This window comes from Sphingomonas echinoides ATCC 14820 (assembly GCF_000241465.1).
GTDB lineage: Bacteria > Pseudomonadota > Alphaproteobacteria > Sphingomonadales > Sphingomonadaceae > Sphingomonas > Sphingomonas echinoides.
Window position 1 is genome coordinate 1071290 of record NZ_JH584235.1, and the last position, 23850, is coordinate 1095139.

The window sequence follows — 23850 nt, forward strand, 5'->3', positions numbered from 1 at the left end:
TTGGCGGCGGGTTGGCGCTTTATCGTGGCGAGGTTGAACACAACACGCCCATGGGAGGGGAGAATTTTGACGCCCGACGTGTCTCTATTCGCGACTGACGCGCCGCTGCGCCTGCTCGCTGCGCGTGATCGCACGACTGGGCGAATCCTCTTCCCGCACCGCGATGGCGATGGTTTGGAAACCATCACGCTCGGTCGTCGCGGCACGCTATGGTCCTACACTGTGCAGCGCTTCCGCCCGAAGACGCCCCCTTATGCCGGGCCGGAAGCGTTCGAGCCATGGGCGCTCGGTTATGTCGAATTGCCGGGCGAAATCATCATCGAGGCCCGCCTGACCGACATTGCGTTCGACGCGATCAGGATCGGCATGGCGATGGAGCTGACCGAAGTGCCGCTCGATCCCGCCGTCGCCGGTTCGTTGCGCCTGCCCGCTTTCCGCCCGACAGTGGAGGCCGCCGCATGAGCGACGCCACCAACGTCTGCATCATCGGCATCGGCATCCACCCGTTCGGTCGCACCGATGCGCTATCGGGCATCGACCAGGGTGTGTTTGCGGTGCGCGCCGCGCTGGCAGATGCGGGGATCGACTGGGCCGACATCCAATTCGCTTATGGCGGGTCGGATGCGGCGGGCAATCCTGACACGATGGTCGACCGGCTCGGCCTCACCGGCGTGCAGTTCATCAACGTCAAAAATGGCTGTGCGACCGGCGGCTCGGCCTTGTTCTCGGCGCAAACCGCGATCCGCTCGGGCCAGTTCGACCTAGGGCTGGCGGTCGGATTCGACAAGCATCCGCGCGGGGCGTTCAACGCGCTGCCCGCCGAATATGGCCTGCCCGATTGGTATGGCGCGGCGGGCTATATGGTCACCACGCAATTCTTCGCCGCCAAGATCATGCGCTACATGCACCTGCATGGCATCAGCCGCCGTTCGCTCGGGCTGGTCGCGCAGAAGGCGTTCGCCAATGGCGTCCACGCCCCCCATGCGTGGCGGCGGTCGGAAGTCGCGCTGGACACGATCCTGGAGGCCCCGATGGTCTCCGATCCCTTCAGCAAATTCATGTTCTGCTCGCCCGGCGAAGGCGGCGTCGCGCTGATCCTGGCGAGCGAGCGCAAGGCACGCGAGCTGGGCGCAACGCCGATCCGCCTCGCCGCCGCGACCATGCGCACGCGCCCGCCCGGCAGTTTCGAGGTGTTCGCGCCCAGCATCGATCTTGGCGGCGGCACCGCCACCGCCACGCGCCTCGCCGCCGCCGCCGCCTTCAGCCTCGCCGGGATCGGCCCGGACGAGATCGACGTGGCGCAATTGCAGGATACCGAGGCCGGTGCCGAAATCATGCACCTGGCCGAAAACGGCTTCTGCGCGGATGGCGAGCAGGAACAATGGCTGGCCGAAGGGCGCACCCGCATTGGCGGTACGCTGCCGGTCAATACCGACGGCGGATGCCTTGCCTGCGGAGAGCCGATCGGTGCCTCGGGGCTGCGGCAGGTTTATGAAAATGTCGTCCAATTGCGCGGCCAGGGCGGCGGGCGTCAGGTGCCGGGCGCGCCGCGCACCGCTTACAGCCATGTCTATGGTGCCCCCGGCGTTTCCGCCGTTACGATCCTGCACAGATAGGCGCGCGATGGACCTTGATCTCAGCCCCGAAGACCGCGCCTTCCGCGCCGAAGTCCGCGCCTTTCTCGCCGAGCATCTGAGCGAGGACATCCGCGCCGGCTCGGCGGCCACGCCCTCGGTGTTCGTCGAACCCGATATCGGCCAGGCGTGGAACGCGATCCTGCACCGCAAGGGCTGGCTCGCCTATCAATGGCCGCGCGAACATGGCGGCCCCGGCTGGACGCCGGTGCAGCGCTACATCTTCGAAAAGGAATGCGCCGAGGCCGGTGCCCCCAATTTGACCGTACTCGGCCTGAAGCTCGTCGCCCCCGTGCTCTACACCTTCGGCACGGCGGCGCAGAAGGCATATTATCTGCCGCGCATCCTGTCGGGCGAGGATTATTGGTGCCAGGGCTTCTCCGAACCCGGTAGCGGATCCGATCTCGCCAGCCTGCAATGCCGCGCCGAGCGCGTCACCGACGCGGCGGGCGACCGCTATATCCTCAACGGCTCCAAGATCTGGACCACGCACGCACATTGGGCGAACCGCATGTTCTGCCTGGTGCGCACCGATTCCAGCGGCCACAAGAATGCCGGCATCTCCTTCCTGCTGGTCGACATGCAGCAAAAGGGCATCAGCGTCCGCCCGATCCACACGTTGGCGGGCGATCATGAGGTCAATCAGGTGTTCCTCGAAGATGTCGAAGTCCCCGTCAGCGACCGCGTCGGCGAGGAGGGCGATGGCTGGAAGCTCGCCAAATTCCTGCTCGAAAACGAACGCGGCGGCTCCTGCCACGCGCCCAAGCTCGCTTATGACCTGAGCCTGATCGCCGCCGCCGCCGCCGAGCAGAGCGACGGTCACGGCGGGCGCTTGGCGAACTCGGTCGATTGGCGCCGCCGCGTCGCCCGCGCCCGGCTGGATGTCGAGGCGCTGGAGATGATCGAACTCAAGATCCTGTCCGAAATCGCGCACGGCCAGGCCCCGGGACCGCAAACCTCGCTGGTAAAGCTGCTGGCGTCCAATCTGCGCCAGGAGGTCGATCTGCTGGCGATGGATCTGCTCGGCCCCGCCGGGCTGGAGCTCGACACCCGCCGCCCGCTTTATGGCCCGAATGCGCCACCGCCGGTCCACAGCCGGGCAACGCAGGTCGCCGCCGCACGCTATTTGAACAGCCGCGCCTGGACCATCTTTGGCGGAACCAATGAGGTTCAGGCCGGCATCATCGCAAGAACCGTCCTCCATCTCTAGCCGCCACCACATGGCCATGCGGAAAACCGCAGGCAGATCACCACATCGGGAGCCAGGAATGCAATTTAGCCGAGATGCCCTGAAGGCCGCTTATACCCGGATGAAGGTGATCCGCGAATTTGAAGAACGGCTGCATGTCGAAATCCAGACCGGTGAAATCGCCGGCTTCACCCATCTCTATTGCGGCCAGGAAGCGGTCGCGGTCGGCGTGTGCGAACATCTCGGCGCGCAGGACCGGATCGTCTCCACCCATCGCGGCCACGGCCATTGCCTCGCCAAGGGCTGCGATGTCGATGCGATGATGAAGGAAATCTGGGGCAGCCGCGAAGGGCTGTGCAAGGGCAAGGGCGGCTCGATGCACATTGCCGATGCGACCAAGGGGATGCTGGGGGCCAATGGCATTGTCGGGGCGGGCGCGCCGATCGCGGTCGGGGCGGCGCTGGCCAGCCGCGTCGATGGCCCCGGCCCCGATGGCCTGAACATTGCGATCGCCTTTTCCGGCGATGGCGCGTGCAATCAGGGGACGACCTTCGAAGCGATGAACCTCGCGGTCGTCACGCACGCACCGTGCATCTTCGTGTTCGAAAACAACCATTATTCGGAACATACCGGCTTCCAATATGCGGTCGGCACCGCGCGCGACATTGCCAGCCGCGCCGAAGCCTTCGGGATGAAAGCGTGGCGCGCCGACGGCACCGATTTCTTCGCGGTCTATGAAACCATGCGCGAGGTGCTGGCGCATGTCCGTGGCGGCGGCGGGCCAGCGGCGGTCGAATTCGACACCGAACGCTTCTTCGGCCATTTCGAGGGCGATCCGCAGCGCTATCGCGCGCCCGATGAACTGAGCCGCATCCGCGCCACGCGCGACTGCCTCACCAAATTCCGCGCCTCGGTCACCAGCGCCGGGCTGCTGTCCGACAGCGATCTCGACGCGCTCGACACCGAGGCGCTCGACACGATCGAGCGGGCCGTCACGGCAGCGCGAGCGGCCCCGCGCCCCACCCCCGAAGACGTCCTGTCCGATGTCTACATTTCCTATTGAGCGCGGGAGCAACGCGATGAGCACCATGATGTACCGCGACGCCGTTCTTTCCACGATCATGGAGGAAATGGAGCGCGACAGCGATGTGGTCGTGCTGGGCGAGGATATCGTCGGCGGCATGGGCACGCCCGGCGGCCCGGAGGCGATCGGCGGGATCTGGTCGACCTCGACCGGGCTGTTCGGCAAATTCGGGGCCGAGCGGGTGATCGATACGCCCATTTCGGAAAGCGCCATCATCGGCGCGGCGGCGGGTCTCGCTTTATCGGGCAAACGCCCGGTGGCGGAGCTGATGTTCGCCGATTTCATCGGCGTCTCGCTCGACCAGATCTGGAACCAGATGGCCAAGTTCCGCTATATGTTCGGCGGCAAGACACGCTGCCCGGCGGTGATCCGTATGGCCTATGGCGCGGGCTACAACGCCGCTGCGCAGCACAGCCAGTCGGTCCACCAGATCCTCACCGGCATGCCGGGCTTGAAGGTGGTGATGCCTTCAACCCCCGCCGACGTGAAGGGCCTGTTGCGCACCGCGATCCGTGATGACGATCCGGTGATCTTCCTCGAACACAAGGCGCTCTACGCGATGAGCGGCGAAGTGCCCGACGACCGCGACTTCATGATCCCGTTCGGCCATGCCCGCCTCACCCGCGCGGGCGGCGACGTGACCTTGGTGTCCTCGGGGCTGCTGCTCGGCCTGTGCGAGGCCGTGGCCGATACGCTCGCAGCACAGGGCATTGGCTGCGATGTCATCGATTTGCGCACCACCAGCCCGCTCGATGAGGAAACCATCCTCGACAGCGTCGAAACGACGGGCCGGTTCGTGGTGGTGGATGAGGCCCCGCCGCGCTGCGGGCTGGGCGCCGACCTGTGCGCGCTGGTTGCCGAAAAGGCGTTTTCCAGCCTGAAAGCCCCGCCGCAGCAAGTCACCCCGCCGCACACCCCGATCCCCTTCGCGCGCGAGCTGGAAAGCGCCTACCTGCCCTCGGTCGAAAAGATCGAAGCGGCAGTGCGTCGCGTGCTGAACTGGCGCTGAGGACGATGGCCATGCCCGCAATTCGCCCGTTCTGTATGCCCAAATGGGGCATCGAGATGACCGAAGGCGTGATCGCCGAATGGAAAGTCACCGAAGGGGAAGCCTTTCGCCGTGGCGATCTGCTGTGCCTGATCGAAACCGCCAAAATCACCAATGAGGTCGAGGCGGAGCTTGATGCCGTGCTCGCGCGCATCCTGGTGCCATCGGGCGGCGATGCCCATCCGGTCGGCACCCTGCTGGCGGTCATCGCCGAAGCGGGGACGCCCGCCGCCGACATTGATGCCTTTATCGCGGGCTTCCGTCCGGCCGAAGCCAGCGCCGCCGCGAGGTCAACCCCGGCAGAAGCCTCATCCGCTGCATCGCCCGCCCCCGCCCCGCCGCGCTTGCTCACCAACCGCGCGATCAGCCCGGAAGCGCTCAAACTGGTCGAGGCCAGCGCGCTCGATCTTGACCCGATCGTCGGTTCGGGGCGCGACGGACGCATCACGCTGCAGGATGTCCAGCAGGCGCTGCGCCCGGCCATCGCTTTGGCTCCGGCGGGCACGCTGCCGCTCGCGCCGGAGACGGCGGCGGTCTTCGCCTCCCCCCTCGCCCGCCGCATCGCCGCGTCGCATGGCATCGACCTTGGCACCGTTACCGGTACCGGGCCGCGCGGTCGCATTTCCAAGGCGGACGTGTTGCGCCTGGTGCAACCGGCACCCTCCGCGTCCAGCGCGACGGCCACCTTCACCCCGGTCGCCAACGCACCGATGGTGGTGCCCTTCGACAGCATCCGAAAGGTCGTCGCGCAACGCCTGACGCGCGCAAAGCAGGAGATCCCGCATTTCTACCTGCGCACCAGCGCGCGGCTCGATGACCTGCTGGCGCTGCGCAAGACCGCCAATCTCGTGCTGGGCACCAAGGCGTCGATCAATGACTATCTGGTGCGCGCCTGCGGCGTCGCGCTGGCGCAGCATCCCGATGTCAACGTCCAGGTGCGCGACACCACGCTCCACCGCTTCGCCCATGCAGACATCGCGATCGCCGTCGCCAGCCCCAACGGCTTGGTCACCCCGATCGTCCGGCAAGCCGATCGCCGGACCGTCGCGCAGATCGCCGACGCCACCCGCACGCTAATCGACAAGGCCACCGCCGGTCGCCTGGCGCATGGCGATATTGAGGGCGGCACCTTCTCGATCTCGAACCTCGGCATGTTCGGCGTCGAGGAGTTCGCCGCGATCATCAACCCGCCGCAAGGCGCGATCCTGGCGGTGGGCGCGGCGCGGCGCGTGCCGCACGAACGCGCGGACGGCACGGCGGGATTCGAAACACGCCTCAATCTGACGCTGTCGGTCGATCACCGCGCGATTGACGGGGCCGCCGCCGCGCACTTCCTCAAGGCGCTGGTCGGCTTGCTCGAAGCGCCCGAAACTCTGTTCCGCTGACCTAACCGGAGACACGCCATGGCCAAACGCGGCTCACTCACCCCTCTCGGCCCGATCATGCAACTGGCCTATCTGCCGTCCGATTTCGATGCGGCAATCCGCCACTGGACCGAAGTGGTCGGGGTTGGCCCGTTCTTCCTGCTCGAAAACATCCAATTGGGCGACATGACCTATCTCGGCCAACCGACCGACGCGGTATTTTCGGTGGCGATCGGCTATTGGGGGGATCTGCAGATCGAACTGATCCGTCCCGAAAATGACAGCCCGTCCATCTATACCGGCGCTTATGCGGTGAAGGATCAACTGCATCATGTGTGCATTCTGGTCGATGACATCGCCAAGGCACGCGCCGCGCTGCTCAATGCCGGCGCGACCGTGCTGATCGAGGGCAAGGTCGGCGATAGCGGCGCGGTGATTTATGCCGACCCGGGCGGCGGCCCAGGCCATATCGTCGAATATGTCAAACCGATGGACGGCGGTATCGAACTGTTCGCCATGATGCGCGACGCGGCGCGCGACTGGGACGGCAGCGATCCGTTGCGCAAGATCGGATAAGGGGATGCCAACCGAGCGTGCCCAGGCAATCGCCGCCCGCGTCGAAGCCTTTGTGCGCGACCGCATCATTCCCTATGAAACCGATCCGCGCCGCGACCATCACGGCGCGCCGACCGATGCGCTGGTGGACGAAATGCGCGCGCACGCCCGCGCGGCAGGCGTGCTGACCCCGCATATCCTGCCCGATGGCAGCCATCTCACCCAGCGGGAAACCGCGACCGTGCTCATCGCGTCCGGCCTCTCCCCGCTCGGGCCGCTCGCGTGCAACACCATGGCGCCCGACGAAGGCAATATGTATCTGATCGGCCATGTCGCCTCGCCCGAACTGCGCGCGCGCTTCCTGACGCCACTCGTCGAAGGCCGCGCCCGCTCGGCCTTCTTCATGACCGAACCCGCCGAGCTGCAAGGGGCCGGGTCCGATCCGTCGATGATGCGGACGACCTGCCGCCGCGACGGCAACCATTGGGTGATCGAGGGCAAGAAGTGCTTCATCACCGGCGCGGTCGGCGCGCAGGTCGGGATCATCATGGCGAAATCGACCGAGGCGGATAGTGCGGGCGGCGCGTGCCTGTTCCTCGTCGACCTGCCCGACCCAGCGATCCGCATCGATGAGGTTCCCAACACGATCGACACGTCAATGCCCGGCGGCCACGCTACCGTCACCATCGATCACTTGCGCGTGCCTGCCGACCAGTTGCTCGGCGCGGCGGGGGATGGTTTCACATATGCGCAGATCCGCCTAAGTCCCGCGCGGCTGTCCCACTGTATGCGCTGGCTCGGCTGCTGCATCCGCGCGCACGAGATCGCGGTCGATTATGCCAACCGCCGCATCGCCTTTGGAAAGCCACTGATCGACCATGAAGGCGTCGGCTTCATGCTCGCCGAAAATCGGATCGACCTGCAGCAAGCCGAACTGATGATCGACTGGGCCGCCGGCGTGCTCGACAGCGGCAGCCTCGGCACGGTCGAAAGCAGCATGGCCAAGGTCGCGGTATCGGAAGCGCTGATGCGCATCGCCGATCGCTGCGTCCAGGTGATGGGCGGCACCGGCGTCACCGATCGCACGATCGTCGAACAGGTGTTCCGCGAAGTCCGCGCCTTCCGCATTTATGACGGCCCGACCGAGGTCCACAAATGGAGCCTGGCCAAGAAAATCAAGCGCGACTGGAAAGCCGCCCATGCCGACTGATGCCCGCTCCGCCTCGGCGATCGCCGCGGCCAATAGCGGCACGGGCGCGATGCGCACACGCTTCGATACCGCCGCGCTCGAACAGTGGATGGCATCGCACGTCGCGGGTTTTGCCGGGCCGCTGCGCGTCGATCAGTTCAATGGCGGCCAGTCCAACCCGACCTATCGCCTCACCACATCCTCGGCGCGCTATGTGCTAAGGCGCAAACCGGCGGGACCGGTTTTAAAAGGTGCCCATGACGTGCTGCGCGAGGCGCAAGTGCAACAAGCGCTGGCGCAAACGGGTGTCCCCGTGGCGCGAATCCTGGCCATTTGCGCCGATGAGACGATCATCGGCAGCGCCTTTTACGTGATGGAACTGGTCGAAGGCCGCATCTTTTGGGACGCCAGCCTCGCCGACCTGCCCCGCGCCGCCCGCGCGCCATATTATGACGAGATGAACCGCGTCATCGCCGCCCTGCACCGGCTCGATCCGGTCGCGGTCGGGCTCGGCACTTTTGGGCGTCCCGGCAGCTATTTCGCGCGGCAGATCGGGCGCTGGAGCCAGCAATATCAAGCAGATACGCTGGCCGGGCGCGACGCGGCGATGGACGCGCTGGTGGCCTGGTTGCCCGGTGCCGTCCCCGCCGATGACGAGACCCGCATCGTCCATGGCGACTTTCGCATCGACAATCTGATCTTCCATCCAACCGAGCCGCGCATCCTCGCCGTGCTCGATTGGGAATTGTCGACGCTCGGCCATCCGCTCGCCGATTTCGCTTATCACGCAATGCTTTACACCATGCCGCCCGACATCGTCGCCGGGCTGGGCGGCGCTGATCCGGTCGCGCTCGGCCTGCCCAGCCAGGAGGCCTATGTCGCGGCCTATTGTGCCCGCACCGGCCGCAACGGCATCCCCGATTGGAACTTTTACCTGGCCTTCAACTACTTCCGCCTGGCCGCGATCTTCCACGGCATCAAGGGCCGGGTGCTGCGCGGCACCGCCAGCAACGCCGATGCCGCCGAACGGGCCAAAGCCTTTCCGCGCCTGGCAAGGCTGGCGCACGCCTTGCTTTAAAACAGACTTTCCAGAACCCGGCGCAGACCGGGAGCCGCAGGAGCTGAAGGATGTCAAACGCAATCCCCGCCCATGTGCCGCCCGAGCTTGTCGTCGATTTCGACATTTTCAACCCGCCAGGTGCCGACACCGACTATTTCGCCGCGTGGCAAACCCTGCAGCACGCGGACGGCGACGGGCTGGTGTGGACCACCGCCAATGGCGGACACTGGATCGCCACGCGCGGCGCAGTAGTCCGCGCCTTATGGGCCGACGCTGCCCGCCTCTCGAGCGAAGTGCTCGCCGTCACCCCAGGCCTAGGCGAGACCATGCGCCTCATCCCGCTGCAGCAGGACGGGGCCGAGCATAAGAGCTTCCGCGCCGCCGTGATGAAGGGCTTTGGCGGCCGCCACATCGTCGCGCTGGAAGCCTCGGTCACCGCGCTGGCGGAGGAGCTGATCGCCGACTTGATCCGGCGCGGCACATGCGATTTCATGCCCGATTTCGCAGAGATTCTGCCCGTCCACGTGTTCCTGTCGATGATCGATGTGCCGGTCACCGATCGCGCCATCCTCCGGCCGCTGGGCGCGCAATTGACCCGACCTGATGGCACGATGGGGGTGGTCGAACTGCGCGATGCGGTCGATGCCTATCTGCACCCCTACATCGCGGCGCGCCTCGCCCAGCCGGGGGACGATCTGCTCAGCCGCATCATCGCCGAACCAATCGAGGGACGCGCCTGGACGCTCGACGAAGCGATGCGGATGGCGCGCAACATCCTGTTCGCCGGGCTCGACACGGTCGCCGCGATGCTCGGCATGATCGCGATGCATCTGGCGCGACATCCTGAGGACCAGCAGTTGCTGCGCGAAAACCCAACCTTGATCCCCGCCGCCGCCGATGAACTGATGCGGCGCTACCCATCTGCCTCGGTCTCGCGCAATGCCGTGGTCGACGTGCCGGTCGGATCGCTCACCATCCGGGCTGGCGACATCGTGTATTTGCCCGGCGTGTTGCACAATCTCGATCCCGCATGTTTCGACACGCCGGAGCGGGTCGATTTCGACCGCAAGCTCAACCCGATCCACCACACGACCTTTGGCGCGGGCGCGCATCGCTGTGTCGGCGTGGGGCTGGCGCGGATGGAAGTGATCGCTTTCCTGCGCGCCTGGTTGGCCGCGATGCCGCCCTTCGCGATCGATCCGGCCCGCCCCACCACGATGCGGGCCGGCAATGTTGGTATTCTTACCAGCCTGCCGCTGGTGTGGCAGGTCTGATCGCCGGGCCTAAGCTCACTCCCACTCGATCGTGCCGGGCGGCTTGCTCGTATAGTCATAGGTCACGCGGTTGATGCCCTTCACCTCATTGACGATCCGCGTCGCCACGCGCGGCAGGAAGTCGCCGGGGAATTGGAATGCCTCGGCGGTCATGCCGTCGGTCGAGGTGACCGCGCGCAGGGCCAGCACATTGTCATAGGTGCGCCCGTCGCCCATCACGCCGACGCTGCGCACTGGCAAGAGCACGGCGAACGCCTGCCAGATCGTGTCGTACAGCCCCGCCGCGCGGATTTCCTCTAGATAGATCGCATCGGCCTTACGCAGGATGTCGCAGCGTTCCTTGGTCACTTCGCCCGGAATGCGAATCGCGAGGCCAGGTCCGGGGAACGGGTGCCGCCCGACAAACGCCTCGGTCAGCCCGAGTTCGCGGCCCAGCGCGCGGACTTCGTCCTTGAACAGTTCGCGCAGCGGCTCGACCAACTGCATGTTCATCCGCGCGGGCAGGCCGCCGACATTGTGGTGGCTCTTGATCGTCACCGACGGGCCGCCGGTGAAGCTGACGCTTTCGATCACATCGGGGTAGAGCGTGCCCTGTGCGAGGAAATCCGCCCCGCCCACCTTCTTGGCCTCGGCCTCGAAGATGTCGATGAACGCCGCGCCGATGAACTTGCGCTTGGCCTCGGGATCGGTGACGCCCGCCAGCCCTTCGAGGAACGTCGCTTCGGCATCCACATGCACCAGCGGGATGTTGTAATGGTTGCGGAAGAGCGAGACGACCTGCTCGGCCTCGCCACTGCGCATCAAGCCGTGGTCGACGAAGACGCAGGTGAGCTGATCGCCAATCGCCTCATGGATCAGCACGGCGGCGACCGCACTGTCGACACCGCCCGACAGGCCGCAAATCACGCGCCCCTTGCCGACCTGCGCACGGATCTCGGCGATCTTGGCGGCGCGGAACTCGGCCATCGTCCAGTCGCCGGTCAAACCGCAGACGTGTCGCGCGAAATTGGCGATCAGCTTGGCACCGTCGGGGGTGTGCGCCACTTCCATGTGGAATTGCGTGGCGTAATAGTGGCGCGCTTCGTCGGCGACCACCGCAATCGGCGAACCGGGGCTGACCGCGACCGGGCGGAAGCCGGGGGCAAGCGCGGTCACCTTGTCGCCATGGCTCATCCACACCGTATGTTTCTCGCCCGGCTGCCACACGCCGTCGAACAGCGCGCAATGGTCGGTCACCTCGATCACGGCATGGCCGAATTCGCCGCTTTCGCCGAGCGTTACGGTGCCGCCCAATTGGTGCATCAGCACTTGCTGACCATAGCAAATGCCCATGATCGGCACGCCGCTATCGAGAATTGCCTGCGGGATGCGCGGCGATCCTTCCTCCAGAACCGAGGCCGGGCTGCCCGAGAGGATCACACCCTTGGGGTTCATCCGGGCGAAGGCCGCATCGGCGGTGGTGAACGGGGCGATCTCGCTGTAGACGCCAGCCTCCCGCACGCGCCGTGCGATCAATTGCGTTACCTGGCTGCCGAAATCGACGATGAGGATGGAGTCGGTCTGATGGGTCATGCGGCCAGATAGCAGATACGCGCCGTGGGGGAAGAGCTTTGGGGGCCATATGAACGACAAGCGGGATATGAAAGCGGTCGCGCGCGCTGGCTTCGAGCCCATGGTGGAGGCGGCGGGGAGAGATGGCCGCAAACTGGCGGGGCTCGCCGGGCTCGCATCGAAGATCGGACTGCGCGGCCGGGTCTATCCGCTGGCGACCGAAGCGCGCGCGCTGGCCCCCGATGACGGGGAGGTCGCCGCACGCACCCAACAATTGATCGGGCAAAGCGTGCCGCGCTGGCATTTCAACATGCTGCGCGACGAACCGCGCAACGCCGCCTTCGACGCCGCGATCCGGCGCGCGGTGACGCCGGGCACGCATGTACTCGACATTGGCGCGGGCAGCGGCCTGCTGTCGATGATGGCGGCGCGCGCCGGGGCGGGCCGCGTGGTCGCATGCGAGGAAAACCCGGCGATCGCCGATTCCGCGAGGCGCATCGTCGCCGCCAATGGCTATGCCGACCGCATCCGCGTCGTCACCGGCAATTCGACCGAGCTCGAACTCGAATCGGATCTCGAAGGCCATGCCGATGTGATCGTATCCGAAATCGTCTCGAACAATTTGCTGGCCGAGGGCGTGCTGACCACGCTGGCCGACGCGGCATCACGGCTGCTGGCACCGGGCGGACAGATGATCCCGATGGGCGGCGCGGTGATGGTCGCGCTGGCCAATTGGGGTGCCGCCACGAGAACGCACATGGCAGAGGTCGCCGGGTTCGATCTCGACGGCTTCAACGCGCTGGCGCAGGTGCCGCGCAATGTCGCGGTCAGCGACGCGACGCTCACGCTGCACAGCACGCCTGCGGCGTTGCTGTCGTTCGACTTCACCGGCAAGGCCGCGCGCGAACCGCATCGCGGGGCGGCGACGCTGGTCAGCGACGGCACGCCCGTCAGCGGGATCGTGCAGTGGATCCGGCTCGATCTGGATGCCGAGGCCAGCTATGAAAACCGCCCCGGCCCCGACGCCAAGTCGCATTGGGGCGCGCAATTCTATCCGTTCGACGCGCCGCTTGATCTTGCAGCCGGGACCGAGTTGCGCGTCGTCGGGGTGCATGACGGACACCAATTATTGGTATGGCGCGAGGATAGGTGCCCGAGGTCTGAGCTGCCGTCGTCGTAACGCTTCCTCTCGCTGCTGGGCCCCGGCCTCCGCCGGGGACGCCAGGAGTTAGCGCCGCTTCACTCCACCGGCTTGACCGTTAGCCCCGTCCACTTCGCCGCAAACGCCCAGGCGTCGGCGGTTTCGGCGATCACCTTGTCGGTCGGCTTGCCCGACCCATGCCCGGCACGCGTCTCGATCCGCACCAGGCGCGGCTTGGGGCCCAGGTCGAGCGATTGCAGCATTGCGGTATATTTGAAGGTATGCCCCGGCACGACGCGGTCATCGGTGTCGGCAGTCTCGGCCAGGATCGCCGGGTACGCCTTGCCCGCACGGATATTGTGATAGGGCGAATAGGCGTAGAGCGTCTTGAAATCGGCTTCCTTCGAGGGATAGCCATAGTCATCGACCCAATAGCGCCCGGCGGTGAAGCGATCGAAGCGCAGCATGTCCATCACGCCCACCGCAGGCAAAGCCGCCGCGAACAGGTCCGGACGCTGATTGGTCACCGCGCCCACCAGCAACCCGCCATTCGACCCGCCCTGGATGACAAGCTGATCCTTGCCGGTCACCCCTTGTGCCTTCAGATATTCGCCCGCCGCGATGAAATCGTCGAACACATTCTGCTTGTTGGCCAACCGGCCGCCATCGTGCCACGCCTTGCCATATTCGCCGCCGCCGCGAATGTTGGCGACCGCCAGCACCCCGCCCTGCTCCAGCCACGCCAACCGCGTTGCCGAGAAGGCCGGCGTCACCGAGATGTTGAAACCGCCATAGGCATAAAGCAGCGTCGGCGCCGGGCCGCTCACATCCTTGCGGCGGACGATGAACATCGGCACCTGCGTGCCGTCCTTGGACGCATAGAAGCGCTGCTCGACGGTGTACCGCGCAGGATCGAACGCCACCTTCGGCGCGGCCCAGGGCGTCGCCTGCCCGGTCTTCACGTCATAGCGATAGATCGTCGTCGGCGTGGCGAAGCTGGTGAAGGCAAAGAAGGTCTCAGGATCGCCCTCCTCGCCACCAAAGCCCCCGGCCGCGCCGATGCCGGGCAGCGGGACCACGCCATCGGGCTTTCCGTCCAGCGTATAGCGGCGGATCTCGCTCTTCACATCGGCGAGGTACGAGACCAAGAGCTTGCCGCCGACCAGCGAGGCCCCGTCGAGCACATCCTTGCCCTGCGCGACGAGTTCCTGCTCCGGCACTTCGGCCGAGCGCGCATAGAGATTGGTCGCGACGATCCGGCCGCGCGGCGCATTCTTGTTGGTTACCCAATAGAAAGTGCCGCCGACATTGCCGGCCAAGCTCCACTCATAGTCCAGCCCCTTGAAGATCGTGCGCGGGACGGGCTTGGGCGCGGTCAGGTCGATCACGGTGATCTGATAGCGGTTGTCGGTGCCTTCATGCGTGGTGATGACCAGCCATTTGCCATCGTCGGTCACTTGCGCGGTGTGGCCGAGCTTGGGGCTCTCGGGCGTCGCGTAGATCAGCGGGTCGGCCGCCTGCGCGGTGCCGAGCTTGTGGAAATAGATTTGCTGATTCTCGTTCAGCGCCTGGAACTTGGCCCCCGCCGCAGGCGCTGCAAAGCGCGAATAATAGAAGCCCGAGCCATCCTTCGCCCAGGCCAGGCCAGAGAATTTCACCCACTCGATCGTGTCCGACACCGCGCCCGTTGCCACGTCGAGCACCTTGACCGTGCGCCAATCGGTGCCGCCGTCCTGCACCGCATAAGCGAGCTTCTTGCCGTCCTCGGACGGGCTCCATTCGGCAAGCGCGGTCGCGCCGTCCTTCGACCAGCCATTGGGGTCGATCAGCACCCGCCCCGCGCCGTCGACGCTGTCGCGCACATAGAGCACCGCCTGGTTCTGCAAGCCGCTATTGTGGGTGTAGAAATAGTGGCCGCCCTTCTTCACCGGCACGCCGAAACGCTCATAATCGAGCAATGTCTTCAACCGCGCCGCAAAGATATCGCGGCCGGGCAGTGTCGCCAGATAGGCGTTGGTGAGCGCGTTCTCGTCCGCGACCCATTTGGCGACCTCGGCATCGGTGCGCACATCGTTTTCGAGCCAACGATACGGATCGGCGACCTTTACGCCGAACTGTTCGTCGACCTGGGTCACGCGGCGGGTTTCGGGATAGTGCATGGTCTGGGCCTGTAGTTGCGCGGGAGCCGCGAGAACGAGAGCAATCAGCGGCAGGGTCAAGCGCATGTAGGGCTCCAAAACGAAAAAAGGAGCCACACTCTACCGAGTGCGGCTCCTTTCTCAATGTCTTGATCGCTTTACCGCCACATCCGCGTCGTGGCAAAGCCACGCCGTCGAACGGCGCTTTATGCGCCGTCGGCCGGACGAGGCGGAAAGCGGTACTTAGCTACGCTAAGCTCACGCCGCCTCGTCATACTCACCGTCATTCAGCACCGGGCCCGAATCCTGGCCCTTGGCGCTGACGTCGCGGTCGACGAATTCGATGATCGCCATCGGCGATGCGTCCGACAGGCGGATGCCGGCCTTGATGATGCGGGTGTAGCCGCCGTTACGATCGGCATAGCGCGTCGCCAGAACGTCGAACAGCTTGACCAGCTGCGCATCGTCGAGCAGCCGCGCGTGCGCCAGGCGACGGTTGGACAGGCCACCCTTCTTCGCCAGCGTGATCAGCTTCTCGACATAAGGACGCAGTTCCTTCGCCTTGGCGACGGTGGTGGTGATCTGCTCGTGCTTGATGAGGGCAGCGGACATGTTGCGGAACAACGCGATGCGATGTGCCGAGGTACGCTGCAGTTTACGACCGCCTACGCGATGACGCATGATAATTTCCTTCGTTCGTTAAGGGGCCGTTTGACGGAACCCCAGACCAGGTGGGGACGGTTTGCCCACCCAATGTTTCCGTCGCCCCGGCGGAGGCCGGGGCCGTTAGCTATGGGGCACTTGCTCCGCAAAATTGCGGAGCGGCCCCGGCCTTCGCCGGGGCGACGTGCCTTAACCCATAATCTCTTGTTCAAGCTTCTTGGCCATCTCTTCGATGTTCTCAGGCGGCCAGCCCGGGATTTCCATACCCAGGCGGAGGCCCATCGAAGAGAGCACTTCCTTGATCTCGTTGAGCGACTTGCGGCCGAAGTTCGGCGTACGCAGCATCTCGGCTTCGGTCTTTTGGACCAGATCGCCAATATAGATGATGTTGTCGTTCTTGAGGCAGTTGGCCGAGCGCACCGACAGTTCTAGCTCGTCGACCTTCTTGAGCAGGTAGCGGTTGATCTGCTGCGTGTCGCCAGCGACTTCGCCACCGGTTGCCGCCGGAGCAGCATGGCCGATCGGCGCTGCCCGCGTGACCGACGAGTCGTCGAAGTGGACGAACAAAGCGAGCTGGTCCTGCAGGATGCGACCGGCATAGCCGACGGCGTCCTCAGGGCTGATCGTGCCGTCGGTCTCGACCGTCAGCGTCAGCTTGTCATAATCGAGTTCCTGCCCAACGCGGGTGTTCTCGACCTTGTAGCTGACCTGCTTGACCGGCGAATACAGCGCATCGACCGGGATCAGGCCGATCGGCGCATCGGCCGGACGGTTGGCCACGGCTGCGACATAGCCCTTACCGACATCGGCGGTCAGTTCCATGTTCAGCGTCGCGCCATCGTCGAGGTGGCACAGCACCAGCGCCGGGTTCATCACTTCGATGTCGCCCGAAACCGCAATGTCGCCTGCCTTGACCGGGCCAGGGCCCGTTGCTGAAAGCTGGAGACGCTTCGGCCCCTCGCCTTGCATGCGCAGCGCGATTTGCTTCACGTTCAGCACGATGTCGGTCACGTCCTCGCGAACGCCGGCGAGCGAGGAGAATTCATGCAGAACGTTCTCGATCTTGATCGAGGTAACGGCGGCACCCTGCAGCGAGGACAGCAGCACGCGACGCAGCGCGTTGCCCAGCGTCAGGCCAAAGCCTCGCTCCAGCGGCTCGGCGATGAAGGTCGCCTTGCGCTTGCCGTCTCCGCCGGGCTTCTTTTCGAGGCCGGACGGCTTCTTCAATTCCTGCCAGTTCTTTGCATTGACGGACATAGGCTATCCCTTGGTTTTGGGCCGGAATGGGGCAATCCCGGCCATATATGAATCGAACCGTGCAGCGCGATCAACCGCGCACGGCCGAGACGAAGTCAGACGCGACGACGCTTGGACGGGCGAACGCCGTTGTGCGGGATCGAGGTCACGTCACGGATCGAAGTGATCTGGAAGCCGACCGCTTGCAGCGCGCGCAGCGCCGACTCACGGCCCGAACCGGGGCCCTTCACTTCGACTTCGAGCGTGCGCACGCCATGTTCGGCGGCCTTCTTGCCGGCGTCTTCCGCTGCGACCTGCGCGGCGTACGGAGTCGACTTGCGCGAGCCCTTAAAGCCCATTGCGCCAGCCGACGACCACGAAATCGCGTTGCCCTGGGCATCGGTGATCGTGATCATGGTGTTGTTGAAACTTGCGTTCACATGGGCGACGCCCGAGGTGATGTTCTTGCGTTCGCGGCGCTTAATGCGCTGTGGTTCACGTGCCATTGTCTGTCCCTAATCCTTCGTCGAGGAGCGAGCCGCGGTCACCCGCGGCTCAAGCTCACTTCTTCTTACCGGCGATCGGCTTGGCCTTGCCCTTGCGAGTGCGCGCATTGGTATGCGTGCGCTGGCCACGAACCGGCAGCCCCTTGCGATGGCGCAGGCCGCGATAGCAGGCCAGATCCATCAGGCGCTTGATGTTCATCGCAACCTGGCGACGAAGATCACCCTCGACGGTATAGTCGGCGTCGATGGTTTCGCGGATGTGGAGGACTTCCTGGTCGGTCAGGTCCTGCACGCGCGCGGTCATCGGGATGCCGAGCTTGGTGACGATTTCCTTGGCCTTGGTGTCGCCAATGCCGTGAATGTAGGTGAGCGCAATAACAACGCGCTTGTTGGTCGGGATGTTGACCCCGGCGATACGTGCCATGAACTTGTTCTCCTGCTCCACAGGGTGCGCATGGCTGCGGACCCCATCTCATCGCGTTGCCTACCGTAACGCACGACACCGGCGAGCGCAAACATGCGCCGCCGGAGACCGGTGTTTCGGAATAGCGGTGCGTTAAGACCCGACTCACCCGCTGTCAAGCGCCCGATCGCGATCACGCCGTCAGCGGGATGACGATCGCCACGATCAGGCCGGGCGCATGATCCCCCAGCTCCAGACGCCCGCCATGCAACCGGGCGACCGCCTCGACCAGCGCCATGCCGAGCCCCGCCCCCGGCACACTGCGCGCGACATCCAGCCGCCCGAACCGACGCAGCGCCTGCGCCCGGTCAGCCTCGGCAATGCCCGGGCCGCGATCGGCAACCTGAAAGCGCGCTTCGTCCGGACCGATCACCAGCCCGAGCCGGATCTCGCCACCCTGTGCCGCATGGCGCAGTGCATTGTCGATCAGATTGGCGATCGCCTGCGTCATCAACTCGCGGTGCAGCACGACGTGCGGCGGGTACGCGTCGATCGCAATCTCGAACCGCATCCCGGAATCCTCGATCACCGGTCCGTAAAGCTCGGCAATCTCCTCCATCAACGCCGCCGGGTCGATCGGTGCCAGACGGTCGCGCGGGACCGATTCGGCGCGCGTGATTTCGATCATCGTCGACAGCATCCGCATCACCAGATCGGTCTCGATCAGCAGCCCGCCCATCGCCGCCTCGCGCTGCGCCGGGTCGGCCTGCAGCACCGCCACCTCGGCCTTGGCGCGTAGCCGGGCGAGCGGAGAGCGCAAATCGTGCGCCAGGCCATCGGTGACGATCCGCAATTCGGTCATCAGCCGCTCGGTCTTGTCGAGCATGGCGTTGAGCCGCGACGCCAGTCGGTCGAACGCGTCGCCACCCCCCGGATGCCCCGCCGCCGGATTGACCACGCGGCGCGACAGGTCACCGCTCGCAACCCCTTCGATCACATCGGCAACCCGGTCGAGCCGCCGCCCGACATAGCGGGTCACAATCAACCCGCCCCCAATGCCAAGCGCCAGCGACAGCAGCATCGCCGCAGCAAGCGCGCGCTCGATCCCCTGTTGCTCCTGCTCCCAATCGTCGAGCAAGCGCCCGCTGACCAATCGATACGGGCCGACCTCACGCACCGCATACCCCGCCTCGCGCTCCAGCCACGGGCTCGAATCCCCCATGCGTCCGATGCGGAAGATGGTGGGTGCAGGTGCGCCGCTGCCGACGATCGCCGGGCCGATGCCAGCAACGCGTCGCCCATCGGCAGCGATCACCGCGACGATGCGCGAACGATCTCCATTTGCGCGCCCCTCGTCGATCGTCCGCGCTAGCGCAGGGAGCCCGCCAGCGCGATAAATTGCCACCAGCCCCTCCGATTCCTCGACGGTATCGCGGCGCAACTCGTCGATCGCCTGATCGCGCACAAGCTTCCAGACGAACGCGACCAGTGCGACATTGGAGGTGAGCCCCAGCAGAATTGCCAGCAGCGCGATCCGCGCGGTTACCGACAGGCGGGACGAGAAGGAAATGGCTATGGCTCGACCGATAACCGATACCCGGCCCCACGCACCGTGTGCAGGATCGGTGCGGCGAAGCCCTCCTCAAGCTTGCGGCGCAACCGCCCGATATGCACATCGACCACGTTCGATCCCGGATCGAAATGATAGTTCCAGATCTTCTCCAGCATCATCGTGCGCGTGACGACTTGTCCGGCATGGCGTGCGAGATATTCGAGCAGGTTGAATTCGCGCGCGCCGAGTTGAATGGGCCGCCCCGCGCGGGCGACCGTGCGCCCGAGCAAATCGATTTCCAGATCCCCGACCGACAAGCGCGTCGCCTGCCCCTCCCCCACGCCACGATCGACGCGGCGGAAGATCGCATCGATGCGTGCGGTCAGCTCGGCAAAGGAAAACGGCTTCACCAGATAATCATCGGCACCGGCATTCAATCCGTCGATCCGGTCGTCGACTGTGCCCAGCGCCGAGAGGATCAAGGTCGGCGTACGTACCCCGGCCGCGCGAATCGCGCCGAGCATCGCAATGCCGTTCAGCCCCGGCAACATGCGGTCGGCGATGATGAGATCGAAAATGCCCTCGCTCGCCAGAAACAAGCCGTCGCGCCCATCCGAGCAGGATTCGACCGCAAAGCCCGCCTCGCTCAAGCCCTTGGCGAGATAGGCGGAGGTGGAGCTATCGTCCTCGACGATCAGGATCTTGCGGGTCACAGGCGGCATTCCGGGCGGTTTCCTCGTGCCTAGAATGAAATGAGGCCGACGGAAAGCATGCCTTCCGCCGGCCAACGACACTCCCGGGAGTGCGAGTGTCGATCTCGTGAATACATTTCCGGCCAGCGTGCATGGCCTGCGCCCTTCATGCGCCGGTCGCGCATCCAACGCGATGACACTGAGGTGACGAAAATGTCATTCGGCCGAGAAACGCCTCACACACCGCCAGCGTGCGCCCGCATTGTCTTTTGTGCCAAACGGTCAGCGCGCGTCGAGGATCGCCTCGATCGCACGCGTCACGTCGCCAATGTCGCCCATGCCATCGACCCGCGCGAGCAACCCGCGCGCCTGGTAAATCGGGATAATCGGCTCGGTTTTGGCACGATATTCGGCCATGCGCGTGCGCACGGTTTCCTCATTGTCGTCGGGACGGCGCTTGAACTCATGCCCGCCGCACACGTCGCAGGTCCCGGCGACCTTGGGCTGCTTGAAGCTGTCATGATAGCCCGCGCCACAGCTGGCACAGGTATAGCGACCGACGATGCGTGCGACGAGCGCATCCTCATTCACGTCGAGTTCAATCACGGTGTCGAGCTTGCGGCCATGCTGGGCAAGGATCGTATCGAGCGATTCGACCTGGGCCGCAGTCCGCGGATATCCGTCGAAAATCGTGCCTTGCTCGAGCGAGAGCGTGCCCAGCTTGTCATCGATCAACGCGGAGACGATCTCGTCGGAGACGAGCGCGCCCGAATCCATAACTGCCGCAACTTGATGGCCGAGTGGCGTGTCCGCCTTGCGCGCGGCGCGCAGCATGTCGCCGGTCGAAAGCTGGATCATACCGCGATCCGCTTCCAAATGGCTCGCCTGCGTGCCCTTACCGGCTCCGGGCGGCCCCAACAGGATGATGTTCAATACGCTCTCCCCAATCGCCGTGGCGACTCGCGTTCCGCTTTTAGCGGAGACGCCCGCCCTTCAGCTTCGCCTTCTTGATCAGATCGCCATATTGATGCGCAAGCAAATGGCTCTGAATCTGCGTCACCGTATCCATTGTTACGTTGACCACGATCAGCAAGCTAGTGCCACCAAGGTAGAACGGGATCGACAGCGCCGACACCAGATATTCCGGCAAGAGGCAGATGATCGCCAGATACCCGGCACCGATCACGGTGATGCGGGTCAGCACATAATCGAAATACGCCTCGGTGTTCTTGCCCGGGCGGATGCCGGGGATGAAGCCGCCATAGCGCTTGAGATTGTCGGCGGTCTCTTCCGGGTTGAACACCACGGCAGTGTAGAAGAACGAGAAGAACACGATGCCAGCGCCGTAGAGCAGCATGTACACCAGCGACCCGTGCTGCAGATATTGGTTGAGCGTGATGACGACGTCACCCCACCAGGTTTCCTTGCCGCCCGCCGGCTGCTTGCCGGCCAGCTGCATCACGGTCAGCGGCATTAGCAGCAGCGACGAAGCGAAAATCGGCGGGATCACACCGGCGGTGTTGATCTTGAGCGGCAGATGGCTGCGGTCGGCCTGCATGCCGCGCTGCGTCTGGCGCTTGGGATATTGGATCAGGATGCGGCGCTGCGCGCGCTCCATGAAGCAGATGAACAGGATCAGGCCCGCCACCGCGACGATGATGCCAAGGATCTTGAACCCGTCGAGGTTCCCGGCGCGGCCGCCCTCGGCCAGCGTGTAGAGCGTCGTCGGCAAGTTCGCGACGATACCCGCCATGATGATCAGCGACATGCCGTTGCCGATGCCGCGGCTGGTGATCTGCTCACCGATCCACATCAGGAACATCGTGCCGCCAACCAGGCTGACGATCGACCCGGCGATGAACATCGGCCCCGGATTCACAACGACGCCCTGGCTCTCAAAGCCAAGCGTCAGGAAATAGCCCTGGATGATGGTCAGCGCGACGGTGCCGTAGCGCGTATATTGGTTGAGCCGCTTGCGCCCGCTCTCGCCTTCCTTCTTGATGGCGGCGAGCGTCGGCGACAGCGAGGTCGCGAGCTGCACCACGATCGAGGCGGTGATGTAGGGCGTGACACCCAGAGCGATCAGACTGGCGCGCTTGAGCGAGCCGCCCGAGAAAGCGTTGAAGAAATCGAGCACGCCACCGCTGGTGCGGCTGGCCAGTTCGGTCAGCGCGGTCGGATCGATCCCCGGCAGCGGCACGTAGCTGAGCAGGCGGAACACGATCAGCGCGCCGATGGTAAACCACAGCCGCTTCTTGAGGTCGGTCGCCTGTGCGAATTTCGACAGGCTGATGCTGGAAGCCATCTGGTCGGCTGCGGATGCCATGTGCGTCTATCGTCCTGGATGCAGTAGCGGCGGAAACAAAAGCGGCGGGAAACGTGTTACCGCCCCGCCGCTCATATAGGGGCCCAAGCGGGCTTGTCTAATGGGTTGCGCGAAGAGATCGCGCCGACCTGCCCCTATCCGTTCGTTTCGAGCGTAGTCGAGAAACCCCGCGCAGCGCTTGATACCTGTTTCTCGACTTCGCTCGAAACGAACGGAGCGAGCGACAGAGCGCGTCTAAAAGCCGGGATCGCTTAAACGATTTGTCCCGAACAGCGGGGTCGCCGTTCGGGACAAAGAGTATCAGATCGTCCGGCTTACGCCTTGAACGATTCCTTGTGCGCCTTGCGCTCGCGATACTTGACGCCCTTCTTGGCGGCAGCCTTTTCAGCGGCAGGAACGACGTGGATCACGTCGACCGAACCACCGGCCTTTTCGACCGCTTCGATCGCGCCCTTGGACGCGCCGGCCACGGTGAACGACAGCTTGGTGGTCAGTTCGCCCTTGCCGAGCAGACGGACGCCGTCCTTGCCACCGCGCGCGAGGCCAGCAGCCTTCAGCGCGTTGTGATCGAGCGTCGCGCCAGCTTCGATCTTGCCTGCGTCGACCGCAACCTGGATCGCGCCGAGGTTCACCTCAGCATAATCCTTGGCGAAGATGTTGTTGAAGCCACGCTTCGGCAGACGCATGTGGAGCGGCATCTGGCCGCCCTCGAAGCCGGCGATGGAAACGCCCTCGCGGCTCTTCTGGCCCTTCTGGCCACGGCCTGCGGTCTTGCCCTTGCCCGAACCGATACCACGGCCGACGCGCATTTTCGACTTACGCGCACCGGCGTTGTCACGGATATCATTGAGTTTCATGTGTGCACTCGCTTTCGCTTTTGACGCGCTGGATAAATGAGGAAGGGGGCCGTTAGCCCCCTGCCCCGGATTTGTCTACTTCTTCTCCCTCTCCCCTGTGGGGAGAGGGCCGGGGAGAGGGGCTGTAACGGGCGACACCCTTAGTGTTGCCCTGCCCTCTCCCGACCTCGCCTCGGCCACCCTCTCCCGCAAGCGGGAGAGGGAGATTGGTTACGCCTCGATCTTCACCATGTGCGCGACCTTGCGGATCATGCCACGAACTTCGGGCGTGTCCTGCAGCTCGCGCGTGCGGTGCATCTTGTTGAGGCCGAGACCGATCAGCGTTGCGCGCTGGTCCTTCTCGCGGCGGATCGGCGAACCGGTCTGCGTGATCTTGATGGTTGCCATG

At 65.0% G+C, this 23850-nt stretch carries 23 protein-coding genes; 11 read left to right on the forward strand and 12 right to left on the reverse strand.

Features of this window, described 5'->3' with window-relative positions; genetic code table 11:
* The first annotated feature begins 66 nt into the window (after positions 1 to 66).
* Genes ON00_RS05035 through ON00_RS05080 form a run of 10 tightly spaced genes read left to right on the forward strand, consistent with a single transcriptional unit; the run spans position 67 to position 10397 of the window.
* A complete protein-coding gene (locus tag ON00_RS05035; RefSeq protein WP_010403682.1) occupies positions 67 to 462 on the forward strand; it encodes a Zn-ribbon domain-containing OB-fold protein in 396 nt (131 codons plus the stop codon).
* On the forward strand, positions 459 to 1616 hold the full coding sequence (locus ON00_RS05040; RefSeq protein ID WP_010403685.1) for a thiolase family protein: 1158 nt from the start codon (positions 459 to 461) through the stop codon (positions 1614 to 1616). The genes ON00_RS05035 and ON00_RS05040 overlap by 4 nt, the downstream gene beginning before the upstream one ends.
* Before the next feature lie 7 nt (positions 1617 to 1623).
* On the forward strand, positions 1624 to 2844 hold the full coding sequence (locus ON00_RS05045) for an acyl-CoA dehydrogenase family protein (protein ID WP_010403686.1): 1221 nt from the start codon (positions 1624 to 1626) through the stop codon (positions 2842 to 2844).
* Positions 2845 to 2902: 58 nt separating this feature from the next.
* Positions 2903 to 3886 carry a thiamine pyrophosphate-dependent dehydrogenase E1 component subunit alpha gene (locus ON00_RS05050; protein ID WP_029622447.1) on the forward strand — a complete coding sequence of 328 codons (984 nt, stop codon included), beginning with the start codon at positions 2903 to 2905 and terminating at the stop codon, positions 3884 to 3886.
* 16 nt (positions 3887 to 3902) lie between these two features.
* Positions 3903 to 4916, forward strand: coding sequence for an alpha-ketoacid dehydrogenase subunit beta (locus tag ON00_RS05055; RefSeq protein ID WP_010403690.1), 1014 nt, complete (start codon positions 3903 to 3905; stop codon positions 4914 to 4916).
* Between the two features lie 11 nt (positions 4917 to 4927).
* The gene (locus ON00_RS05060) at positions 4928 to 6340 is read left to right on the forward strand and encodes a 2-oxo acid dehydrogenase subunit E2 (protein ID WP_010403692.1); all 1413 of its coding nucleotides are present in this window, start codon (positions 4928 to 4930) and stop codon (positions 6338 to 6340) included.
* 18 nt (positions 6341 to 6358) lie between these two features.
* Positions 6359 to 6895 (forward strand): VOC family protein, encoded by a 537-nt coding sequence (locus ON00_RS05065; protein WP_010403693.1) that lies wholly within the window; start codon positions 6359 to 6361, stop codon positions 6893 to 6895.
* Positions 6896 to 6899: 4 nt separating this feature from the next.
* Positions 6900 to 8084 (forward strand): acyl-CoA dehydrogenase family protein, encoded by a 1185-nt coding sequence (locus ON00_RS05070; RefSeq protein WP_010403694.1) that lies wholly within the window; start codon positions 6900 to 6902, stop codon positions 8082 to 8084.
* On the forward strand, positions 8074 to 9141 hold the full coding sequence (locus ON00_RS05075; protein ID WP_010403695.1) for a phosphotransferase: 1068 nt from the start codon (positions 8074 to 8076) through the stop codon (positions 9139 to 9141). Before ON00_RS05070 ends, ON00_RS05075 begins: the two co-directional genes overlap by 11 nt.
* A 50-nt stretch (positions 9142 to 9191) precedes the next feature.
* The gene (locus tag ON00_RS05080) at positions 9192 to 10397 is read left to right on the forward strand and encodes a cytochrome P450 (RefSeq protein WP_010403696.1); all 1206 of its coding nucleotides are present in this window, start codon (positions 9192 to 9194) and stop codon (positions 10395 to 10397) included.
* Between the two features lie 15 nt (positions 10398 to 10412).
* On the opposite strand, the gene guaA is transcribed toward ON00_RS05080, so the two are convergent.
* Positions 10413 to 11969, reverse strand: a complete 1557-nt coding sequence (gene guaA / locus ON00_RS05085; RefSeq protein WP_010403697.1) for a glutamine-hydrolyzing GMP synthase — start codon at positions 11967 to 11969, stop codon at positions 10413 to 10415.
* A 49-nt stretch (positions 11970 to 12018) separates the two neighbouring features.
* On the opposite strand from guaA, the gene ON00_RS05090 reads away from it, so the two are divergent.
* Entirely contained in the window at positions 12019 to 13128 is a 1110-nt protein-coding gene (locus ON00_RS05090; RefSeq protein WP_010403698.1) for a class I SAM-dependent methyltransferase, read from the forward strand.
* A 59-nt stretch (positions 13129 to 13187) separates the two neighbouring features.
* On the opposite strand, the gene ON00_RS05095 is transcribed toward ON00_RS05090, so the two are convergent.
* From ON00_RS05095 to rpmD, 11 genes are all read right to left on the reverse strand, one after another.
* Positions 13188 to 15314, reverse strand: a complete 2127-nt coding sequence (locus tag ON00_RS05095; RefSeq protein WP_010403699.1) for a prolyl oligopeptidase family serine peptidase — start codon at positions 15312 to 15314, stop codon at positions 13188 to 13190.
* A 171-nt stretch (positions 15315 to 15485) separates the two neighbouring features.
* On the reverse strand, positions 15486 to 15908 hold the full coding sequence (gene rplQ, locus ON00_RS05100) for a 50S ribosomal protein L17 (RefSeq protein ID WP_010403700.1): 423 nt from the start codon (positions 15906 to 15908) through the stop codon (positions 15486 to 15488).
* Between the two features lie 171 nt (positions 15909 to 16079).
* Positions 16080 to 17147: a DNA-directed RNA polymerase subunit alpha gene (locus ON00_RS05105; RefSeq protein ID WP_010403702.1), complete on the reverse strand. Its 1068-nt coding sequence runs from the start codon at positions 17145 to 17147 to the stop codon at positions 16080 to 16082.
* 95 nt (positions 17148 to 17242) lie between these two features.
* On the reverse strand, positions 17243 to 17632 hold the full coding sequence (gene rpsK / locus ON00_RS05110; protein WP_010164557.1) for a 30S ribosomal protein S11: 390 nt from the start codon (positions 17630 to 17632) through the stop codon (positions 17243 to 17245).
* Between the two features lie 55 nt (positions 17633 to 17687).
* Entirely contained in the window at positions 17688 to 18056 is a 369-nt protein-coding gene (gene rpsM / locus ON00_RS05115) for a 30S ribosomal protein S13 (RefSeq protein WP_010403705.1), read from the reverse strand.
* Positions 18057 to 18228: 172 nt separating this feature from the next.
* A complete protein-coding gene (locus ON00_RS05120; protein WP_010403706.1) occupies positions 18229 to 19500 on the reverse strand; it encodes a sensor histidine kinase in 1272 nt (423 codons plus the stop codon).
* 107 nt (positions 19501 to 19607) lie between these two features.
* A complete protein-coding gene (locus tag ON00_RS05125; RefSeq protein WP_010403707.1) occupies positions 19608 to 20300 on the reverse strand; it encodes a response regulator transcription factor in 693 nt (230 codons plus the stop codon).
* A gap of 261 nt (positions 20301 to 20561) precedes the next feature.
* Complete coding sequence (locus ON00_RS05130) at positions 20562 to 21212, reverse strand: adenylate kinase (protein ID WP_010403708.1); 651 nt, start codon at positions 21210 to 21212, stop codon at positions 20562 to 20564.
* A 40-nt stretch (positions 21213 to 21252) separates the two neighbouring features.
* Positions 21253 to 22605: a preprotein translocase subunit SecY gene (secY, locus tag ON00_RS05135; RefSeq protein ID WP_010403709.1), complete on the reverse strand. Its 1353-nt coding sequence runs from the start codon at positions 22603 to 22605 to the stop codon at positions 21253 to 21255.
* Positions 22606 to 22919: 314 nt separating this feature from the next.
* Positions 22920 to 23462, reverse strand: coding sequence for a 50S ribosomal protein L15 (rplO, locus tag ON00_RS05140; RefSeq protein ID WP_010403710.1), 543 nt, complete (start codon positions 23460 to 23462; stop codon positions 22920 to 22922).
* Between the two features lie 210 nt (positions 23463 to 23672).
* A complete protein-coding gene (rpmD, locus tag ON00_RS05145) occupies positions 23673 to 23849 on the reverse strand; it encodes a 50S ribosomal protein L30 (protein ID WP_010403711.1) in 177 nt (58 codons plus the stop codon).
* Position 23850: the final 1 nt, after the last annotated feature.

What these genes read in the sequence shown, in the direction of transcription:
- rplQ (WP_010403700.1), bottom strand. Translation starts at nt 15,908, where the DNA reads ATGCGTCATCGCGTAGGCGGTCGTAAACTGCAGCGTACCTCGGCACAT.
- ON00_RS05080 (WP_010403696.1), top strand. Translation starts at nt 9,192, where the DNA reads ATGTCAAACGCAATCCCCGCCCATGTGCCGCCCGAGCTTGTCGTCGAT.
- ON00_RS05095 (WP_010403699.1), bottom strand. Translation starts at nt 15,314, where the DNA reads ATGCGCTTGACCCTGCCGCTGATTGCTCTCGTTCTCGCGGCTCCCGCG.
- ON00_RS05055 (WP_010403690.1), top strand. Translation starts at nt 3,903, where the DNA reads ATGAGCACCATGATGTACCGCGACGCCGTTCTTTCCACGATCATGGAG.
- ON00_RS05075 (WP_010403695.1), top strand. Translation starts at nt 8,074, where the DNA reads ATGCCGACTGATGCCCGCTCCGCCTCGGCGATCGCCGCGGCCAATAGC.
- rpmD (WP_010403711.1), bottom strand. Translation starts at nt 23,849, where the DNA reads ATGGCAACCATCAAGATCACGCAGACCGGTTCGCCGATCCGCCGCGAG.
- ON00_RS05050 (WP_029622447.1), top strand. Translation starts at nt 2,903, where the DNA reads ATGCAATTTAGCCGAGATGCCCTGAAGGCCGCTTATACCCGGATGAAG.
- ON00_RS05065 (WP_010403693.1), top strand. Translation starts at nt 6,359, where the DNA reads ATGGCCAAACGCGGCTCACTCACCCCTCTCGGCCCGATCATGCAACTG.
- secY (WP_010403709.1), bottom strand. Translation starts at nt 22,605, where the DNA reads ATGGCATCCGCAGCCGACCAGATGGCTTCCAGCATCAGCCTGTCGAAA.
- rpsM (WP_010403705.1), bottom strand. Translation starts at nt 18,056, where the DNA reads ATGGCACGTATCGCCGGGGTCAACATCCCGACCAACAAGCGCGTTGTT.
- ON00_RS05090 (WP_010403698.1), top strand. Translation starts at nt 12,019, where the DNA reads ATGAACGACAAGCGGGATATGAAAGCGGTCGCGCGCGCTGGCTTCGAG.
- ON00_RS05070 (WP_010403694.1), top strand. Translation starts at nt 6,900, where the DNA reads ATGCCAACCGAGCGTGCCCAGGCAATCGCCGCCCGCGTCGAAGCCTTT.
- rplO (WP_010403710.1), bottom strand. Translation starts at nt 23,462, where the DNA reads ATGAAACTCAATGATATCCGTGACAACGCCGGTGCGCGTAAGTCGAAA.
- guaA (WP_010403697.1), bottom strand. Translation starts at nt 11,969, where the DNA reads ATGACCCATCAGACCGACTCCATCCTCATCGTCGATTTCGGCAGCCAG.
- ON00_RS05060 (WP_010403692.1), top strand. Translation starts at nt 4,928, where the DNA reads ATGCCCGCAATTCGCCCGTTCTGTATGCCCAAATGGGGCATCGAGATG.
- ON00_RS05040 (WP_010403685.1), top strand. Translation starts at nt 459, where the DNA reads ATGAGCGACGCCACCAACGTCTGCATCATCGGCATCGGCATCCACCCG.
- rpsK (WP_010164557.1), bottom strand. Translation starts at nt 17,632, where the DNA reads ATGGCACGTGAACCACAGCGCATTAAGCGCCGCGAACGCAAGAACATC.
- ON00_RS05045 (WP_010403686.1), top strand. Translation starts at nt 1,624, where the DNA reads ATGGACCTTGATCTCAGCCCCGAAGACCGCGCCTTCCGCGCCGAAGTC.
- ON00_RS05105 (WP_010403702.1), bottom strand. Translation starts at nt 17,147, where the DNA reads ATGTCCGTCAATGCAAAGAACTGGCAGGAATTGAAGAAGCCGTCCGGC.